Annotated in this window: 14 protein-coding genes; 11 read left to right on the forward strand and 3 right to left on the reverse strand. The window is 72.1% G+C overall.

All coding sequences use genetic code 11. The features are described from left to right. The first annotated feature begins 50 nt into the window (after nucleotides 1-50). The 3 genes from E1166_RS07605 to E1166_RS07615 are packed head-to-tail and all read left to right on the forward strand — an operon-like array spanning nucleotide 51 to nucleotide 1,916. A complete protein-coding gene (locus E1166_RS07605; protein ID WP_132337004.1) occupies nucleotides 51-737 on the forward strand; it encodes a helix-turn-helix domain-containing protein in 687 nt (228 codons plus the stop codon). Next, nucleotides 734-1,498, forward strand: coding sequence for an MIP/aquaporin family protein (locus tag E1166_RS07610; protein WP_132337006.1), 765 nt, complete (start codon nucleotides 734-736; stop codon nucleotides 1,496-1,498). The genes E1166_RS07605 and E1166_RS07610 overlap by 4 nt, the downstream gene beginning before the upstream one ends. After that, nucleotides 1,491-1,916 carry an arsenate reductase ArsC gene (locus tag E1166_RS07615; RefSeq protein ID WP_132264886.1) on the forward strand — a complete coding sequence of 142 codons (426 nt, stop codon included), beginning with the start codon at nucleotides 1,491-1,493 and terminating at the stop codon, nucleotides 1,914-1,916. The genes E1166_RS07610 and E1166_RS07615 overlap by 8 nt, the downstream gene beginning before the upstream one ends. Nucleotides 1,917-1,964: 48 nt before the next feature. Here the strand turns inward: E1166_RS07615 and E1166_RS07620 are convergent, their stop codons facing one another. Continuing rightward, entirely contained in the window at nucleotides 1,965-2,393 is a 429-nt protein-coding gene (locus E1166_RS07620; protein ID WP_132337008.1) for a VOC family protein, read from the reverse strand. 312 nt (nucleotides 2,394-2,705) lie between these two features. Here E1166_RS07620 and E1166_RS07625 point away from each other — a divergent pair, with 312 nt between their 5' ends. From E1166_RS07625 to E1166_RS07640, 4 genes are all read left to right on the forward strand, one after another. Next, nucleotides 2,706-3,143, forward strand: a complete 438-nt coding sequence (locus E1166_RS07625) for a hypothetical protein (protein WP_132264882.1) — start codon at nucleotides 2,706-2,708, stop codon at nucleotides 3,141-3,143. After that, on the forward strand, nucleotides 3,143-3,367 hold the full coding sequence (locus tag E1166_RS07630; RefSeq protein WP_132264880.1) for a helix-turn-helix transcriptional regulator: 225 nt from the start codon (nucleotides 3,143-3,145) through the stop codon (nucleotides 3,365-3,367). The genes E1166_RS07625 and E1166_RS07630 overlap by 1 nt, the downstream gene beginning before the upstream one ends. Nucleotides 3,368-3,384: 17 nt before the next feature. After that, on the forward strand, nucleotides 3,385-4,992 hold the full coding sequence (locus E1166_RS07635) for an alpha/beta fold hydrolase (RefSeq protein WP_132337010.1): 1,608 nt from the start codon (nucleotides 3,385-3,387) through the stop codon (nucleotides 4,990-4,992). A gap of 181 nt (nucleotides 4,993-5,173) precedes the next feature. After that, nucleotides 5,174-5,926 carry a VOC family protein gene (locus E1166_RS07640; RefSeq protein WP_132337012.1) on the forward strand — a complete coding sequence of 251 codons (753 nt, stop codon included), beginning with the start codon at nucleotides 5,174-5,176 and terminating at the stop codon, nucleotides 5,924-5,926. Between the two features lie 183 nt (nucleotides 5,927-6,109). On the opposite strand, the gene E1166_RS07645 is transcribed toward E1166_RS07640, so the two are convergent. Then, complete coding sequence (locus tag E1166_RS07645) at nucleotides 6,110-7,162, reverse strand: LacI family DNA-binding transcriptional regulator (protein ID WP_132264875.1); 1,053 nt, start codon at nucleotides 7,160-7,162, stop codon at nucleotides 6,110-6,112. 381 nt (nucleotides 7,163-7,543) lie between these two features. Here E1166_RS07645 and E1166_RS07650 point away from each other — a divergent pair, with 381 nt between their 5' ends. The 4 genes from E1166_RS07650 (at nucleotide 7,544) to E1166_RS07665 (ending at nucleotide 11,622) form a co-directional block, all read left to right on the forward strand. Next, on the forward strand, nucleotides 7,544-8,626 hold the full coding sequence (locus E1166_RS07650) for a substrate-binding domain-containing protein (protein WP_132337014.1): 1,083 nt from the start codon (nucleotides 7,544-7,546) through the stop codon (nucleotides 8,624-8,626). Between the two features lie 97 nt (nucleotides 8,627-8,723). Next, complete coding sequence (locus E1166_RS07655; RefSeq protein WP_132264870.1) at nucleotides 8,724-9,755, forward strand: ABC transporter permease; 1,032 nt, start codon at nucleotides 8,724-8,726, stop codon at nucleotides 9,753-9,755. Then, complete coding sequence (locus E1166_RS07660; RefSeq protein ID WP_132337016.1) at nucleotides 9,752-10,681, forward strand: ATP-binding cassette domain-containing protein; 930 nt, start codon at nucleotides 9,752-9,754, stop codon at nucleotides 10,679-10,681. Before E1166_RS07655 ends, E1166_RS07660 begins: the two co-directional genes overlap by 4 nt. After that, nucleotides 10,678-11,622, forward strand: coding sequence for a carbohydrate kinase (locus E1166_RS07665; RefSeq protein WP_132337018.1), 945 nt, complete (start codon nucleotides 10,678-10,680; stop codon nucleotides 11,620-11,622). The genes E1166_RS07660 and E1166_RS07665 overlap by 4 nt, the downstream gene beginning before the upstream one ends. Before the next feature lie 217 nt (nucleotides 11,623-11,839). On the opposite strand, the gene E1166_RS32465 is transcribed toward E1166_RS07665, so the two are convergent. Then, nucleotides 11,840-14,731 carry a helix-turn-helix transcriptional regulator gene (locus tag E1166_RS32465; RefSeq protein ID WP_132337020.1) on the reverse strand — a complete coding sequence of 964 codons (2,892 nt, stop codon included), beginning with the start codon at nucleotides 14,729-14,731 and terminating at the stop codon, nucleotides 11,840-11,842. Nucleotides 14,732-14,820: the final 89 nt, after the last annotated feature.

The raw sequence follows: 14,820 nt of genomic DNA on the forward strand, positions 1-14,820 counted from the left end.
GGCCCACCCTCGGTTGACACACGGGGAAAGCCTCAGCGATAATTGAGTCAATGAGCTTTGAAATGGACTCCCTCGCGGCGCGGGCACGCCGCCATGCCGCCCTCGGTGACCCGGCGCGCCTGGCAATCGTCGACGCCCTCACCGTCGGCGACGCCTCCCCCGGCGAGATCGCCCGCGCCCTCGACCTGCCGACCAACCTGGTCGCCCACCACGTCAAGGTGCTCATCGACGCCGGCCTGGTGGTAAAGGGCCGCTCCGAGGGCGACCGGCGGCGCACCTACCTGCGGCTGCGGCCGGCCGCCCTGGCCGCCCTCGCCGCCCCACCCCTGACCGGGGTCGAGCGGGTGGTCTTCGTCTGCACCCACAACTCCGCCCGCTCCCCGCTCGCCGCGGCGCTCTGGAAGCGGCGTACCCACGGTGCCGCCGCCTCCGCCGGGACGAAGCCGGCGGCCCGGGTGCACCCCCGGGCCGTGGCCGTGGCCCGCCGACACGGCCTCGACCTCGACCCGGCCGGCACCGCCCATGTCGACGACGTCGTACGCGCCGACGACCTCGTGGTCGCCGTCTGTGACCACGCCCACGAGAACCTCGGCGGGCCGGTCCGCCCCCACCTGCACTGGTCCGTCCCGGACCCGGCCCGTCTCGACACCGACGCGGCGTTCGACGCCGCCTACGCCGAACTCGCCGACCGGGTCGACCGGCTCGCCCCCGCCGTCACGGCGGGAGGCATCCGATGACCATCGCGTTGCGGCGTCGCCTGCTGGCCGAGTTCGTCGGCACCGCGCTGCTGGTCACCGCCGTGGTCGGCTCCGGCATCATGGCCGCCACCCTCTCTCCCGCCGACGTCGGACTCCAACTCCTGCAGAACTCCGTCGCGACCGCGTTCGCCCTGGGCACTCTCATCCTGATCTTCGGCCCGGTCTCGGGGGCACACTTCAATCCGGTGGTGTCCGCCGCCGACTGGCTCCTCGGCCGGCGGACCGGCACCGGCCTCACCGGCCGCGACCTCGCCGGTTACACCGCCGCCCAGGTCCTCGGCGCGATCGGCGGGTCGGTTCTGGCCAACCTCATGTTCGACCTGGCCGCCGTCGACCTCTCGGGCCGACAGCGCTCCGGCGGCAACCTGTGGCTCGGGGAGGTCGTGGCCACCGCCGGGTTGATCCTGCTGGTCTTCGCACTGGCCCGCACCGGCCGTGCCGCGGTCGCCCCGGCTGCGGTCGGCGCGTACATCGGGGCCGCGTACTGGTTCACCTCGTCCACCTCGTTCGCCAATCCCGCGGTGACCGTCGGCCGGGCGTTCACCGACACCTTCGCCGGCATCGCCCCCGCCTCGGTACCGGGTTTCGTCCTCGCCCAACTCGTCGGCCTCACCGTCGGCGCCGGTCTGCTGCTGGCGCTCTACCCAGACGCCGGCCGGGCCGCCGACCAGGTCGTCGTCCCCACCGACGGCACTGTCGAGCGTCCCGCACTGCTCTCCAGAGAGGCCTCCGATGCCTGACAAGCCCAGCGTCCTGTTCGTCTGCGTACACAACGCCGGCCGCTCCCAGATGGCCGCCGGCTGGCTGCGCCACCTGGCCGGCGACACCGTCGAGGTCCGCTCCGCCGGCTCCGCCCCCGCCGACCAGATCAACCCGGCCGCCGTCGAGGTCATGCGCGAGGTCGGCGTCGACATCACCGACCAGGCGCCCAAGCTCCTGGAGTACGAGACCGTCGGGTCCTCCGACGTGATCGTCACCATGGGCTGCGGCGACGCCTGTCCCGTGTTCCCCGGCAAACGCTACGAGGACTGGAAGCTCGACGACCCCGCCGGCAAGGGCGTCGACGCGGTACGCCCGATCCGCGACGAGATCCGTACTCGGGTGGAGCGGCTGCTCAGCGAGGTCCGGCGCGGGACGTCCCCCGATTCCGGGCGGTGACGGCAGCGTTTCGGTGACGGTCGACGTTCCCGGGTGTGGCCTGCCCGATCAGGCGACGAAGACGCAGAACGGATGGCCGGCCGGGTCGGCGTACACCCGCAGCGGCTCCTGCGGGTCGTCGATACGGTCGAGCAGCAGCCGACCGCCGAGGCGCAGGACCCGTTCGTGCTGCACCCGAAGCTCCTCGACCGACGCCACGGTCAGGTCCAGGTGCAGTTGCTGCGGCACCGGGCCGTGCGGCCACGTCGCCGCCGGCAGCCGGTCGACGTGTTGGAAGGCCAGTTGTGGCGCGCCCTCCGGGCTTCGCAGCACCAGCCAGTCGCGGCCTCGCTCGTCCACGGCGCCCGTTTCCGGCGGCTCGTCACCGGGCCGGTAGACCAGGCCCAGCAGCGACCGGTAGAACTCCGCCAGGGCACGGGCGTCGGTGCAGTCCAGCACCACCTGGCACAACTTGGGCACGCTTGCCCCGTCGATCATGTCGGTCACCCCCGGAGCCATTCTGCGGGACGCTCCCGGCACCCGCACCCGGTAGGAAGCATCGGGTTCAGGCGCCACCACTCCGTCGTGACGACTGATTGCTCTCCCAGGTTGACGCCGCAGCGGCGGCGCGCGGTGCTGTCTCGGCGCAACCTCTGGCGGCCGAGCACCCCGCACGGCCGTTCAACCCGCTCGCTCGGCTGTCGACAGCGGCAATTGCGGTCACCCACCCCTCCATGTAACCTTCAGGTGTCATTAAGACACCTATACGACCCAGGATGGGTCGTGAAGGTTATTTGGAAGGGGTGGGCGATGCCCAATTCGACGCTGCCGAACGCCCGATCCGGTCGGTCGTTCGCGCGCCTGCTCGACGCGGCGACCTTCGTCTGGGGGGTGGCCGGAGCCACCGCCCTGGTGTCCAAGGGGGCACACGACGCGGGTGGGCAGGTCGGCTGGCCCCGCTGGTGGGAGCTGACCTACGTCACCGCGGTGGTGGTCGCGGGGATGGCGCTGGCCGTCGCGGGCTGGGCGAAGTGGCGGGCCCGCCACGCCGGCGCGGTTCTGGCCGACGAGCGGACCGCCGCGACGCACCTGCGGGCGACGGCCGCGGCGTTGGTCGGAGCACTCGCCGTACAGCTTCCGTTCTTCTTCCGGATCGAGGTGCCGTCGGTCGCCCAGGCGCAGTTCACCGTGGCGGGTGCCCTGGCGGCGTACGGGGCGGCGCGGCTGTGGTTCAACCGGGACGCGTGATGGGTGAGGAGACCAGCCATCCGCTGCGCAACCACATCAAGGTCGAACGGGCTCGCCACAACCTGACCCAACAGCAGCTCGCCGATCTGGTCGGGGTGACCCGCAAGACCATCACCACGGTGGAGACCGGGCGGTTCATCCCGTCGACGGTGCTCGCCCTCAAGCTCGCCAGAGCCCTGCACACCCGGGTCGACGAGCTGTTCTACCTGGCCGAGGAGCAGTGACAGAAAGAAGGACAGCCATGGGTTCTCCAGCATCGCGGGTCGGCACCGCCGTCACCGTCACGGTCGCTCTGGCCGCCGGTCTGCTGACCACCGGCGCGACACCCGGGGGCGCCCAGTCCCCCACCGGGCCGCTGGTCTGGCGCTCCTGCCCGGCGGACGTGTCCGACCATCCGGCGCTGCGGTGCGCCGTCCTGTCCGTACCGCTCGACCACCGCGACCCGCAGAGCCGGCACATCACCGTCACCGTTTCCCGGATCCCGGCCACCGACCCGGCCCGCAGGTTGGGCACCCTCGTGCTGAGTCCGGGTGGCCCCGGGATCGGCGGGCTGGCGATGCCCGCCCAGTTGCACGGCCCCGGGCAACCGCCACAGCTGGGGCAACGCTACGACCTGGTCGGCTTCGACGCCCGCGGCGTACGGCACAGCAGCCCGGTCAGCTGCGGCCTGCCGGTGGCCGACCGGGCCGTTCGCTACCCCGCCCCCGACGGCTCCATCGCGCACAGCGTCGCCCACGCCCGGGCCACCGCCCAGGCCTGCCGCCGAGAGGCCGCCGACGTGCTGCCGCACATCACCACCGCCAACACCGCCCGGGATCTCGACCGAATCCGGGCGGCGCTGGGCGAGGAGCGGATCTCGTTCTTCGGGCTGTCCTACGGCACCTACCTCGGCGCCGTCTACGCCACCCGCCACCCGCACCGCACCGACCGGGTCGTCCTCGACAGCGCCCTGGATCCGAACCGGATCTGGTACGACCTGGTCCGCCTCGGTGGGCTCGGTCTGACCCAGCGGCTGCCCGACCTCACCGGCTGGGTCGCCGACCGGCACCACACGTACCGGCTCGGCCGCACCGCCGCCGCCGTCGAGCACCGCTACCGCACCCTGCTCCGCGACCTCGACCACCACCCGATCACCTACCCGGGCCTCGTCGTCGACGGCAACTGGCTACGCGACTACACCCGCGACAACCTCGAACAGCCCGACGCCAGCCAGTTCCCGCACATCGCCGCCGTCTGGCAGGAACTCGCCGCCGCCAGCCGGGCGCCAGCCACCGGCACCCCGGCCGTCGCCGACGCGGTCCCGGCCACTTCGGTCCCGGCCGGCGCAGCGGTACCCGCCGACAACCGACAGACCGTCGGTTACGCCGTACAGTGCGGCGACGCCGCCTGGCCCCGTCGACCGGAGCGCTACGCCGCCGCCGTACGCCGGGACCGGACCCTGTTTCCGGAGGACGCGGGCCGGTCCGCCACCATCACCCCGTGCGCCTTCTGGCCCGCCCCGGTCGAAGCCGCGCCCACGGTGGGGGCAGCGGGCCCCCGCAACATCCTGATCCTGCACAACCGCCGCGACCCGGCGACCCCCTGGGTCAGCGGACACGGCATGCACCAGGCGCTGCGGCACCGGTCCACGCTGGTCACGGCCGACACCGGGGGGCACGGCGTGATCGGCGCCAACGACTGCGCCACCGCGCTGGCGCTGCGCTACCTCACCGACGACCGGCCGCACCTGCCCGCCAGCCGGATCTGCCCGGGCGACGGCCAGATGCTCCGTCGGGACGCCGGCGTGGGTCAGACGTACGCGGCGCCAGGACGGGGCTCGGCTCCGGCTCTGGCCCCGCTGGGGCGGTGACCTGCTCGCGGAGGCGGGCCACCGGTCGGTCGGTACGCTCACCGGGGCGCTGGCCGCAGACCGGCGAAACGGTGCGCTGAACCGGCCACGACGGACTGCGCTGTGGCGTGGCAGCGACGGCCAAGCATCGGTGGTATAGACGGGACGTCAGATCGTGGAGAACCCTCACGCGGAGGACCGAATGGCACCGTTACGGCTCGGCAGCATCCTGCTCGGCACCCCCGACCCGGATCGGCTACGCGCCTGGTACGTCGCCGCCTTCTGCCCGACGGTGACGCCATCCGGGTTCCTCGACTTCGGCGGCGTCGAGGTGCTGGTGGACCGCCGGGACGACGTTGCAGGCAAGAACGCCGAGCCGGGTCGCGTGATCCTCAACGTCGAGGTCGACGACGCCCGCGCGGTCGCCGCCCACCTCGACAGCATGGGCGTGACCTGGCTGGCTCCCCTCGAGGAACGCCGCGACGGGCTGTTCGGCACCCTGCTCGACCCGGACGGCAACTACGTCCAGGTCATCCAACTCAACGCCGACTACCTCGCGGCCCAGCGGACCGACCGGCCCACGTCGGAGGCACTGCTGGGCGGATCCCCGGCGTTCAGCGGGTTCTCGGTCGACGACATCCCGGCGGCGAAGCGGTTCTACGCCGAGACGCTCGGGCTCGACGTGGCCGAGGAGCACGGCATGCTCCACCTGCGGTTGGCCGGCGGGCGTGAGGTGCTCGTCTACCCCAAGCCCGAACACCAGCCGGCCACCTACACGGTCCTCAACTTCCCGGTCGACGACATCGAGCAGGCAGTGGCGGAGCTGCGCGGTCGGGGGGTGCGGTTCGAGACGTACGACTACGTCGACGCCCAGGGCATCCACCGCGGCGAGGGACCGCCGATAGCCTGGTTCCGGGACCCGGCCGGCAATATCCTCTCCGTCCTGCAGGAGTGAACCCTGCTCCGCTCAGGGCGTCGTCGTTTCCTCGTCCAGTTCGGCCAGCCGCCGGGCCAGATGTCGTCGCGTACGCGGTCTCGTCGGCCCCGAGCTTCCCACGCGCCGGCCCTCCGGTTTCTTCCGTCGTGCCGGATCACCCACCGGCGGCCGTGACCCGGCCGCCGGTTCCTCCTGACCGGATCAGGTGGCCCACGGTCCCCGGATCTCGCCGGATCCGCGCGCGATCAGCCGGGTCGGCACCACGTGGGTGGTGGGCTCCCACACCTCGCCGTCGAGCCGGCGGAAGATCAGCGACGCGGCGACGCGACCCATGGCCGGCGGGTCCTGGGCAATCACGGTGACCGCCGGTTCGAGCAGGTCGGCCAGGGGGAAATCGTCGAACCCGACGAGTGCGACGTCGCGGTGCCGGCCCAGCCGTTGCAGCGCCCGCAGGGCGCCGATGGTGACCATGTTCTGGGCGGCGAACATCGCGGTGGGAGGTGCCGCACCGGCCAGCAGCCGCTGCACGGCCTGCTCCGCCTCTGCCTCGGTGTGCAGGTCGTGGACGGCGGTGGCCGGTCGGATCCCGTGGTCGCTGAGCGCCTCCTTGAAGCCCTGGAACCGTAGCTGGGCCGTGGCGATCGTCCGCAGGTCGCCGAGGTACGCGATGTCGCGGTGCCCGTGCGCGACGAGGTGGTGCACGGCCGTGGCGGCGCCCTCGACATTGTCGGCCAGGACGGCGTCGACGTGCAGCCCGACCGGCGGCCGGTCGACGAACACGACGGGAGTGCCGGCGTTGACCTCGTCGCTGAGGTGGCCGTGGCGGTCACTCGCCGGCACCACCACGAGCGCGTCCGCCTGCCGGATGGTGAACGCCCGCAGCAGCGCCCGCTCCCGTTCGGCGTCCTCGTCCACACTGCCGGCGAAGATGAGTACGTCCCGGTCCCGAGCCGCGTCCTCCAGCGACCTCAGCAGGGCGGCGGAGAACGGGTTGCCGACGTCCTCCAGCACGGCCCCGATCGCCGCGGTCCGCCCACTGGCGCGACGCAGGCTGCTGGCGGTGAAGTTCGGCCGGTAGTTGAGCTGCGAGACGGCCCGTTGCACCGCGCTCACCTTGGCGGAGGACACTCCCGACTCGCCGTTGATCACACGGGACGCGGTCTTCGGGCTCACTCCGGCGAGGAGCGCGACATCGCGCAATGTCGGTCGGCTCCGGGCCTGCCGTGGCGCGACCGGTGAAGCGGCGCCCTGCATGGTGCTCCTCCACGGTTCAGGGTTTACGGACCTGGCCCGGGGGCACCAGTACGGCCACCCCTGGCCGGCCCTGGGGCTGTCAGATTACCGGCGACCGCCAGATAAGCGGGTCGGCCGGGCGTGACGACAACCAAGACCGGTGGCTCGTCGACGGAGTTCTCCGCGAAGGCCACCGCCCGACCGGCACGGCCGGGCACCGCGCCGGTGTATCGCCGGATACTGCCGCCCGCCTGATATCGATGTCAAGTTTTCGATCGCGTTACGCCAACGTTATGCACCTAGTCAAACGACCTCTTGACACCCTTCAGCAGGGGGGACGAGACTCCTCGGACAACGTTGTCAACCACGTCCCGCACCAGCGGCGGTCGATGAGGAGTGAACATGTTTCCACGCGTAGGCCGTACCCGCGCCACGGCGCTGCTGGCGATCGCGGTCGTCGGCAGCACGGTCATCAGCGCCTGCGGCAGCGGCACCGACGAGGCGGCGTCCGGCGACAAGTCCGTCTCCGTCTCCCTGATCACCAAGAACTCCACCAACCCGTTCTTTGTCAGCATGCAGGAGGGCGCGAAGAAGGCCGCCCAGGCGCAGAACGTCAAGCTGACCGTGGCCGCGGGCAAGGAGGACGGCGACGAGGCGGGCCAGGTCCAGGCGATCGAGGACGCCATCGCCCGGGGCGACCAGGGCATCCTGATCACCCCCAACGGCCCCGGCGTCAACACCGCGATCAAGAAGGCCCGCGATGCCGGGCTCTACGTGATCGCGCTGGACACCCCGCCCGACCCGGCCGACACCGTCGACATCACCTTCGCCACCGACAATTTCAAGGCCGGCGAGCTGATCGGTAAGTGGACCGCCGCCCAACTCGGCGGCAAGCCGGCCACCATCGCCCTGCTCGACCTGTTCAACGACAAGATCGTCTCCGTCGACTACAACCGCGACCAGGGCTTCCTGACCGGAATGGGTATCGACACGGCCGACAAGAAGAAGAACGGCGACGAGGCGAAGACCGGCAACTACTCCGGCGGCACCTACACCATCGTCTGCAACGAGCCCACGAACGGCGCCGAGGACGGCGGCCGGACCGCGATGGAGAACTGCCTCAGCAAGAACCCGAACATCAACGTCGTCTACACCATCAACGAGCCGGCCGCCATCGGCGCACACAAGGCCCTCCAGGCGGCGGGCAAGGCCGAGGGTGCGCTGGTGGTCTCCGTCGACGGCGGCTGCGAAGGCGTCCGGCAGGTCAAGGACGGCGTCATCGGCGCCACCTCCCAGCAGTACCCGCTGAAGATGGCCGAACTCGGTGTCGAGAGCATCGCCAAGATCGCCCGGGGTGGCGAGAAGCCGCAGGTCACCAGCGGACTCGACTTCTTCGACACCGGCGTCGCCCTGGTCACCGACAAGCCCGCCACCGGGGTCGACAGCATCGACACCGCCGCCGGCGCCAAGAGCTGCTGGGGCTGATCCCACCCGCTCGGCTCGGGCCTCCCGACGGCGTTCCCGCGGGAGGCCCGCCCGGGCACCTCTTCCCCTTCCCCCGACGACCGGCAGGGAGCCCGCCGTGACCGCCACCGTGCATCCGCCCGCCACCGCCGCGGAGCAGTTCGCGCACCGTCCCCGCTCACCGCTGCAACGCGTCCAGCACCTGCTGCACGCCCACCCCGCGATCAGCCCGTTCCTCGTCCTCGTCCTGGCCTTCGTCGTCTTCTCGACGGTCAACCCCCGGTTCGCCTCCCCGAACTCCCTCTCACTCGTCCTGCAACAGGTCGCGGTGGTGGCCGCGCTCGCCATCGGACAGACGCTGATCATCCTCACCGCCGGCATCGACCTGTCGGTCGGCGCGGTGGCGATCCTGGCCATGATGGTGTCCGCCAAGACCGCCCAGGAGCAGGGCATGCCGGGGCTACTCGCGATCGCGTTGGGCATCGCCGTCGGCACGGCCGCCGGCGCGCTCAACGGGCTGCTCGTGACGCGACTCAAGCTGCCGCCGTTCATCGTCACGCTGGGCACCCTGAGCGTGTTCACCGCCCTCGGGCTGCTCTACTCGGCCGGGCGCAGCGTGCAGGGCAGCGACCTGCCGGCCCTGTTGAGCTGGACCGGAGAATCGTTCCCGGTCGGTCAGTTCCGCATCACCCGGGGCGTCGTCCTCGTGGTGATCCTCTACCTCGTCATCGGATTCGCACTGGCCAAGACCGCCTGGGGACGGCACGTGTACGCCGTCGGCGACGACCTGGAGGCCTCCCGGCTCGCCGGGATCCGGGTCAACCGGGTGCTGCTCAGCGTCTACACCGTGGCGGGGCTGGTCTACGGCATCACCGCGTGGATCATCATCGGGCGGGCCGGTGCCGCCAGTCCCAACGCCATCACCGACGCCAACCTGGAGAGCATCACCGCCGTCGTCATCGGCGGCACGAGCCTGTTCGGCGGTCGCGGCGCGGTCCTCGGCACCGCCCTCGGCGCGCTCATCGTCGGTTTCTTCCGCAGCGGGTTGTCGCTGGCGGGCGTCGACGACCAGTACCGGGTGTTGGCCATCGGGCTCCTGGTCATCCTCGCCGTCTCCATGGACCAGTGGATCAGGAAGGTGAAGCCATGACCGTCACGACAGCGCAACCCGCGGACTCGTCGACGCCGGGCCGCAACGACCGCACCCCGGTGCTGTCGGCCCGCGGCCTGGTCAAGAGCTTCGGCAGGGTGGTCGGGCTCGACGGCGTCGACCTGGACCTGTACCCGGGCGAGGTGCTCGCCGTCATCGGCGACAACGGCGCCGGCAAGTCCACCCTGATCAAGTGCCTCACCGGGGCACTGGTCCCCGACGCCGGGCAGCTTCTCCTCGACGGCCGGCCGGTGCAGTTCAAGCGCCCCCAGGACGCCCGCGACGTCGGCATCGAGACGGTCTACCAGAGCCTGGCCGTCGCGCCGGCCCTGGACATCGCCAGCAACCTCTTCCTCGGCCGGGAACGCCGCCGGCCCGGCGTACTGGGCTCGGTCTTGCGGATGCTGGACCACAAGGGCATGCGGCGGTCCGCCGCCGAGGCCCTGACCAGTCTCGGCATCGGCACCCTGCAGAACATGTCCCAGGCCGTCGAGACCCTCTCCGGCGGTCAACGCCAGGCGGTCTCGGTGGCCCGCGCCGCCGCCTTCGGCAGCAAGGTGATCGTCCTGGACGAGCCCACGGCGGCCCTCGGCGTCAAGGAGTCCAACCAGGTCCTGCGCATGATCAAGGAGGTCCGGTCGCGGGGCCTGCCGGTCATCCTCATCAGCCACAACATGCCGCACGTCTTCGAGGTCGCCGACCGCATCCACATCCAGCGGCTGGGCCGGAGCGCGGGCGTCATCACCCCGAGTTCCCACACCATGAACGAGGCCGTCGCCATCATGACCGGCGCGACCACGTTGGCCGAGACACCGGGGTCCGTCGGCGCCCCGGCCGCCGCCGCGACACCGGGGCCGGCCGAGCAGGATCCGGCGGGCGACGGGCGGCGCCCGACGCCCCCGCGCCCCGAAGGGCACCCTTCGTGATCATCGTGGTCGGTGAGGCCCTGGTCGACCTGATCGAGGACGACGCGGGGCGACCCGTCGCCCACCCGGGCGGCAGCCCGGCGAACGTCGCCGTGGCGTTGGCCCGCCTCGGCCTGTCGACCGGGCTGCTCACCCAACTCGGCGACGACCCGCACGGCCAGCTGCTGCGGGCGCACCTGCGGGACAACGGGGTACGGCTCGCGCCGGGCTCGCTGCTCGACGGGGCGCCCACCAGCGTGGCCCGCACCACGTTCGACGGCGACGGGCAGCCGCGGTACGCGTTCGACGTCACCTGGCGGGCATTCCCGGTGTCGGAAGCGGTGCCGGCGGCAGCGCCGGAATGCCTGCACACCGGCTCCCTGGCCAGTGTCCTCACTCCCGGCGCGGACGACGTGCTGGCGCTGGTGCGCGCCGCCCGCCCGACGACGATGATCAGTTACGACCCGAACTGCCGGCCCGCCCTGATGGGCGACCACCGGTTGGCCGCGCGCCGGATCGAGACGCTCGTCGGGCAGAGCGACATCGTGAAGGTGAGCGTCGAGGATCTGGGCTGGCTGTACCCGGGAGACCCGTACCAGCAGGTGGCCCGCCGGTGGACGGATCTCGGCGCCCGCCTGGTCGCGGTCACCCTGGGCGACCAGGGGGCGTGGGCCCGGTCGCACGCCGACGAGACCCGGGTGGACGGCGTCGCGGTCGAGGTGGTCGACACCGTCGGCGCGGGGGACGCGTTCATGGCCGGCCTGCTCGCGGACCTGCGGGACCGGGGCCTGCTCGGCGTCGGTCACCGTGCGGCGCTCGGCGCCGCCGGCGCCGACGTACTGCGCCCGGTGCTGGCGCACGCCGCCCGGATCGCCGCACTGACCTGCGGTCGCCGGGGCGCGAACCCGCCGACCCGCGCCGAGGTGGCGGCGGCGGACTGGCCGACCCGCGCGTCGGCGTAGCCGGCGATCCGGCCCCGGCACGAAGCCAGCGGTCGCGCCCCGACGTCCGACCGGGACGTCGGGGCGCGACCGGCCAGGGGTCGAGGCGCAGGAGCTGGGCGAACGCGCCCGCATCCGCAGCGAACGACAACGACTGCCACCTCCCCGCCGAACCGCGGATCCATGACGCCTCGACGGTCGACGTGCCCATGCGGCCGGCGGAGGGGCACGGCTTCGGCTATCCGTCCAGAAGGTGTAGGCGGTGGGCGGTGGCGCTGGCCTCGCCCCGGCTGTTCACGCCGAGTTTGGTCAGGATGTTGGACACGTGCACGCTGACGGTCTTCGCACTGATGAACAGTTGCTCACCGATCTGACGGTTGGACCGGCCCTCGGCTACGAGATGGAGCACTTCGACCTCGCGGTCGGTCAGCCCGAAGCGTTCGAGGTCGCCCGGACGGGTGCGCGGTTCGGCCTGCGCGTCGAGCGGCAGTTTGCTGCTGCGGGCAAGCAGGCGGACCTGTTCGGACAGGGTCTCGGCACCGAGGTGGTCGGCTTGTTCGACTGCTGCCAGAAGCCACCGCCGCGCCGCGCGACGGTCACCGACGCCGAGGGCGGCTTCTGCGGCGCGCAGCCGGGCGCGGGCAGCGGGGTACGGGCTGCCGACCGCGTCCCAGTCCGCGACGACGTCTGGCCAGGAGGTGGCCGGTACTCCGATCTCTGCCGCGAACTGCGCGGCATATGCCCGAAACAGCGGGGTGTGGGTGGGGAGCTGGTCCGCCACCGCGCGCAGCGCGTCGACCGCCCCGCCGCCGGTGTCCGACCGGGAGTTCACTCGGGCTCGCATCCGAGCGTGCGTCTCGATCCGAACGCCGATCGTCACCAGTGGCCAGGCGTGCAGCGCGAGGCCGGTGCCGGTGGCGGTGGGTAGCGCTGCCGTGATGGCCGCCCGTGCGTCGTCGATCCGGTTCTCGACGAGCGCGATCTCGGCTTCGAGTCGGGTCACCGCCAGAGCTGTCGGACCCGGATGGGACACCGGGCTCAGCAGGGTGCGGGCCAGGGACATCTGCTCACGTACGGCACCGGTCTCGCCGCGCGCCAGGGCGATCTCGGCACGCAGGGCGTACAGCGCGGCGCCGAACACGTCCGGTGGGTCCATGTCGAGGGCGGTCGAGCTGGTCGATTCGGCGTCGTCCCACCGGCCGACAGCGGCGAGCGCCGCGCAGAGTTGGGCGGCGAGCAGCGCCCCGAGGGTTCGGCTGACACCTGACCGGTACGCCGCTTCCAAACCGGCCTGCGCGGCAACGATCATGGACGGATAGTGCCCGAGATGGTGCAGGGCCTCGGCGATGTTGAGCTGGGCCCTCGCCACCCGGACCAGATCGTCGTGTCGTTCGGCCAGGTCGCCCGCCGCCCGCAGGGTCGCCAGGCTCTCGTCGTAGGCACCGAGCTGGCACAGCACCCAGCCCAGCGTGGTACGGGCGTTGACCGCCACGTCGACGTCGCCCAGCTCGGCGGCGAGTCGAGCCGCCTCCTCAGCGGCGTCCCGCGCCGGGCCGGGATGCCCACGCAGCGCGTACACGACGGCGACAAGATCGAGCACACTCGCCCGGATGCCCGGAGGCACGGTGGGCAGCAGCCGAACAGCCTCCGCCACCGACGTGAGCGCGCCGTCGCGGTCGAGATGGTGCAACGTCATGCCACGGTGGGCGAGCAGCTTCGCGGTTCGACCCGGCTCGCGTGCCTGGTCGATCTCGGCCAGCGCCCGGTCGATCAGGCCGAGCGCGCGAGCGTCCTCGCCGGCCCAGGTGGCGGCGGCGACAGCCGTTTCGAACAGGTCGAGCCGGTCGTGCCCGGATAGCCGCTGTGCGTCGGGTACCCGCGGCCACAGGTCCAACGTACGCTCGATGATCTGGGCTTGCTCGGCACGGGCGTGGATGCTCCCGGCCACCTCCGCGGACCGCACCAGTGCGGGCAGTGCCTTGTGGTCCTCGCCCGCGCCGTCCCAGTGGTGGGCGATCTGTGCGGCGAGCCGATCCGCCGGCACCAGGGCGGGATCGGCCTCGATCGCTTCGGCGTACCGGCGGTGCAGCCGTGCCCGCTCCGCGGGCAGGAGATCCGCGGCGGTCATCTCCCGCAGCAGCCCGTGCTGGAACTCGTACCCGTCTACGGTGGCTGACAACACCTGTACGGCGGTGGCGGCCCGCAACGCGTCCAACAGTTGCACCTCGTCCAGGCCGGCGGTCGCGGCGAGCAGGCGGTGCGGGACACGCCGCCCACCGACCGCGGCCAGGCGTACGACGCGCAGCGCGGACGGGGGAAGCTGTTCGACACGGTGCAGCAGGAGGTCGCGCAGGGAGTCCGGGACCTCACCGACCCCATCGGCCAGGGCCAGTTCCTCGGCGAACAGCGCGTTGCCACCCGACCGGCGGTACACCTCGTCGATCAGCGGTCGGGCGGCGGGGGCGGCGCGCAGACCGGCGACCAGCTCGGCGATCTCGGCCCTGGAAAACCCGGCCAGTTCGCTGCGACGTACTCCCCGCAGGCGCTCCAGTTCGGCGAGGAATGGGCGCAGCGGGTGGCGGCGGTCCAGGTCGTCGGTGCGATACGCCATGACCGTCAGGACGCGGGCGGCGCGCATGGCGCGGGCCAGATACCCCAGCAGGTCGCGGGTTGAGCGGTCAGCCCACTGCAGGTCGTCGATGACGAGCAACACCGGGCGCTCGGCGCTGAGCCGCCGCAGCAGCGCGGCGAACAGGTCGAACATCTGCGCCTGGCTGCTCGGGGCCGGCTCTGGTGCGCCCAGCTCCGGGAGCAGCCCCAGTAGGGCGTCGGCGCCCGGCAGCAGGGCGGGCAGCGCCGCTTCGCCCAACTCGTGCACCAGGTCCCGCAGTACGGCGGTAACCGGCGCCAGCGGCAGGCCCTCCACGCCCAGCTCGATGCAGGCGCTGGACAGGATCCGCATCCCGGACTCCGCCAACCGGTCGGCGACATGGCGCATCAGGCGCGTCTTGCCGATCCCGACCTCGCCGCCGAACACCACGAACTGCGGCTCTCCGGTGTGCGCGAGCCCCACGGCCTCGTCGATGAGAGCCAACTGCTTGCGCCGCCCCACGAACACCTTCGCTCCCACTTGATCAAGGGTACGCGTGTCCGGTGAACCCCTAGGCCGGTCCCGAGGCGGAATCTGAGGCGGCGGCTAGGGCAGTTGCCAGAGGTGCG

Origin of the sequence: Micromonospora sp. KC213 (assembly GCF_004348325.1) — a bacterium.
GTDB lineage: Bacteria > Actinomycetota > Actinomycetes > Mycobacteriales > Micromonosporaceae > Micromonospora.

Bases quoted from the DNA above. Each gene is read 5' to 3' on its own strand.
- E1166_RS07605 (WP_132337004.1), top strand. From the start codon at position 51: ATGAGCTTTGAAATGGACTCCCTCGCGGCGCGGGCACGCCGCCATGCC.
- E1166_RS07610 (WP_132337006.1), top strand. From the start codon at position 734: ATGACCATCGCGTTGCGGCGTCGCCTGCTGGCCGAGTTCGTCGGCACC.
- E1166_RS07615 (WP_132264886.1), top strand. From the start codon at position 1,491: ATGCCTGACAAGCCCAGCGTCCTGTTCGTCTGCGTACACAACGCCGGC.
- E1166_RS07620 (WP_132337008.1), bottom strand. From the start codon at position 2,393: ATGATCGACGGGGCAAGCGTGCCCAAGTTGTGCCAGGTGGTGCTGGAC.
- E1166_RS07625 (WP_132264882.1), top strand. From the start codon at position 2,706: ATGCCCAATTCGACGCTGCCGAACGCCCGATCCGGTCGGTCGTTCGCG.
- E1166_RS07630 (WP_132264880.1), top strand. From the start codon at position 3,143: ATGGGTGAGGAGACCAGCCATCCGCTGCGCAACCACATCAAGGTCGAA.
- E1166_RS07635 (WP_132337010.1), top strand. From the start codon at position 3,385: ATGGGTTCTCCAGCATCGCGGGTCGGCACCGCCGTCACCGTCACGGTC.
- E1166_RS07640 (WP_132337012.1), top strand. From the start codon at position 5,174: ATGGCACCGTTACGGCTCGGCAGCATCCTGCTCGGCACCCCCGACCCG.
- E1166_RS07645 (WP_132264875.1), bottom strand. From the start codon at position 7,162: ATGCAGGGCGCCGCTTCACCGGTCGCGCCACGGCAGGCCCGGAGCCGA.
- E1166_RS07650 (WP_132337014.1), top strand. From the start codon at position 7,544: ATGTTTCCACGCGTAGGCCGTACCCGCGCCACGGCGCTGCTGGCGATC.
- E1166_RS07660 (WP_132337016.1), top strand. From the start codon at position 9,752: ATGACCGTCACGACAGCGCAACCCGCGGACTCGTCGACGCCGGGCCGC.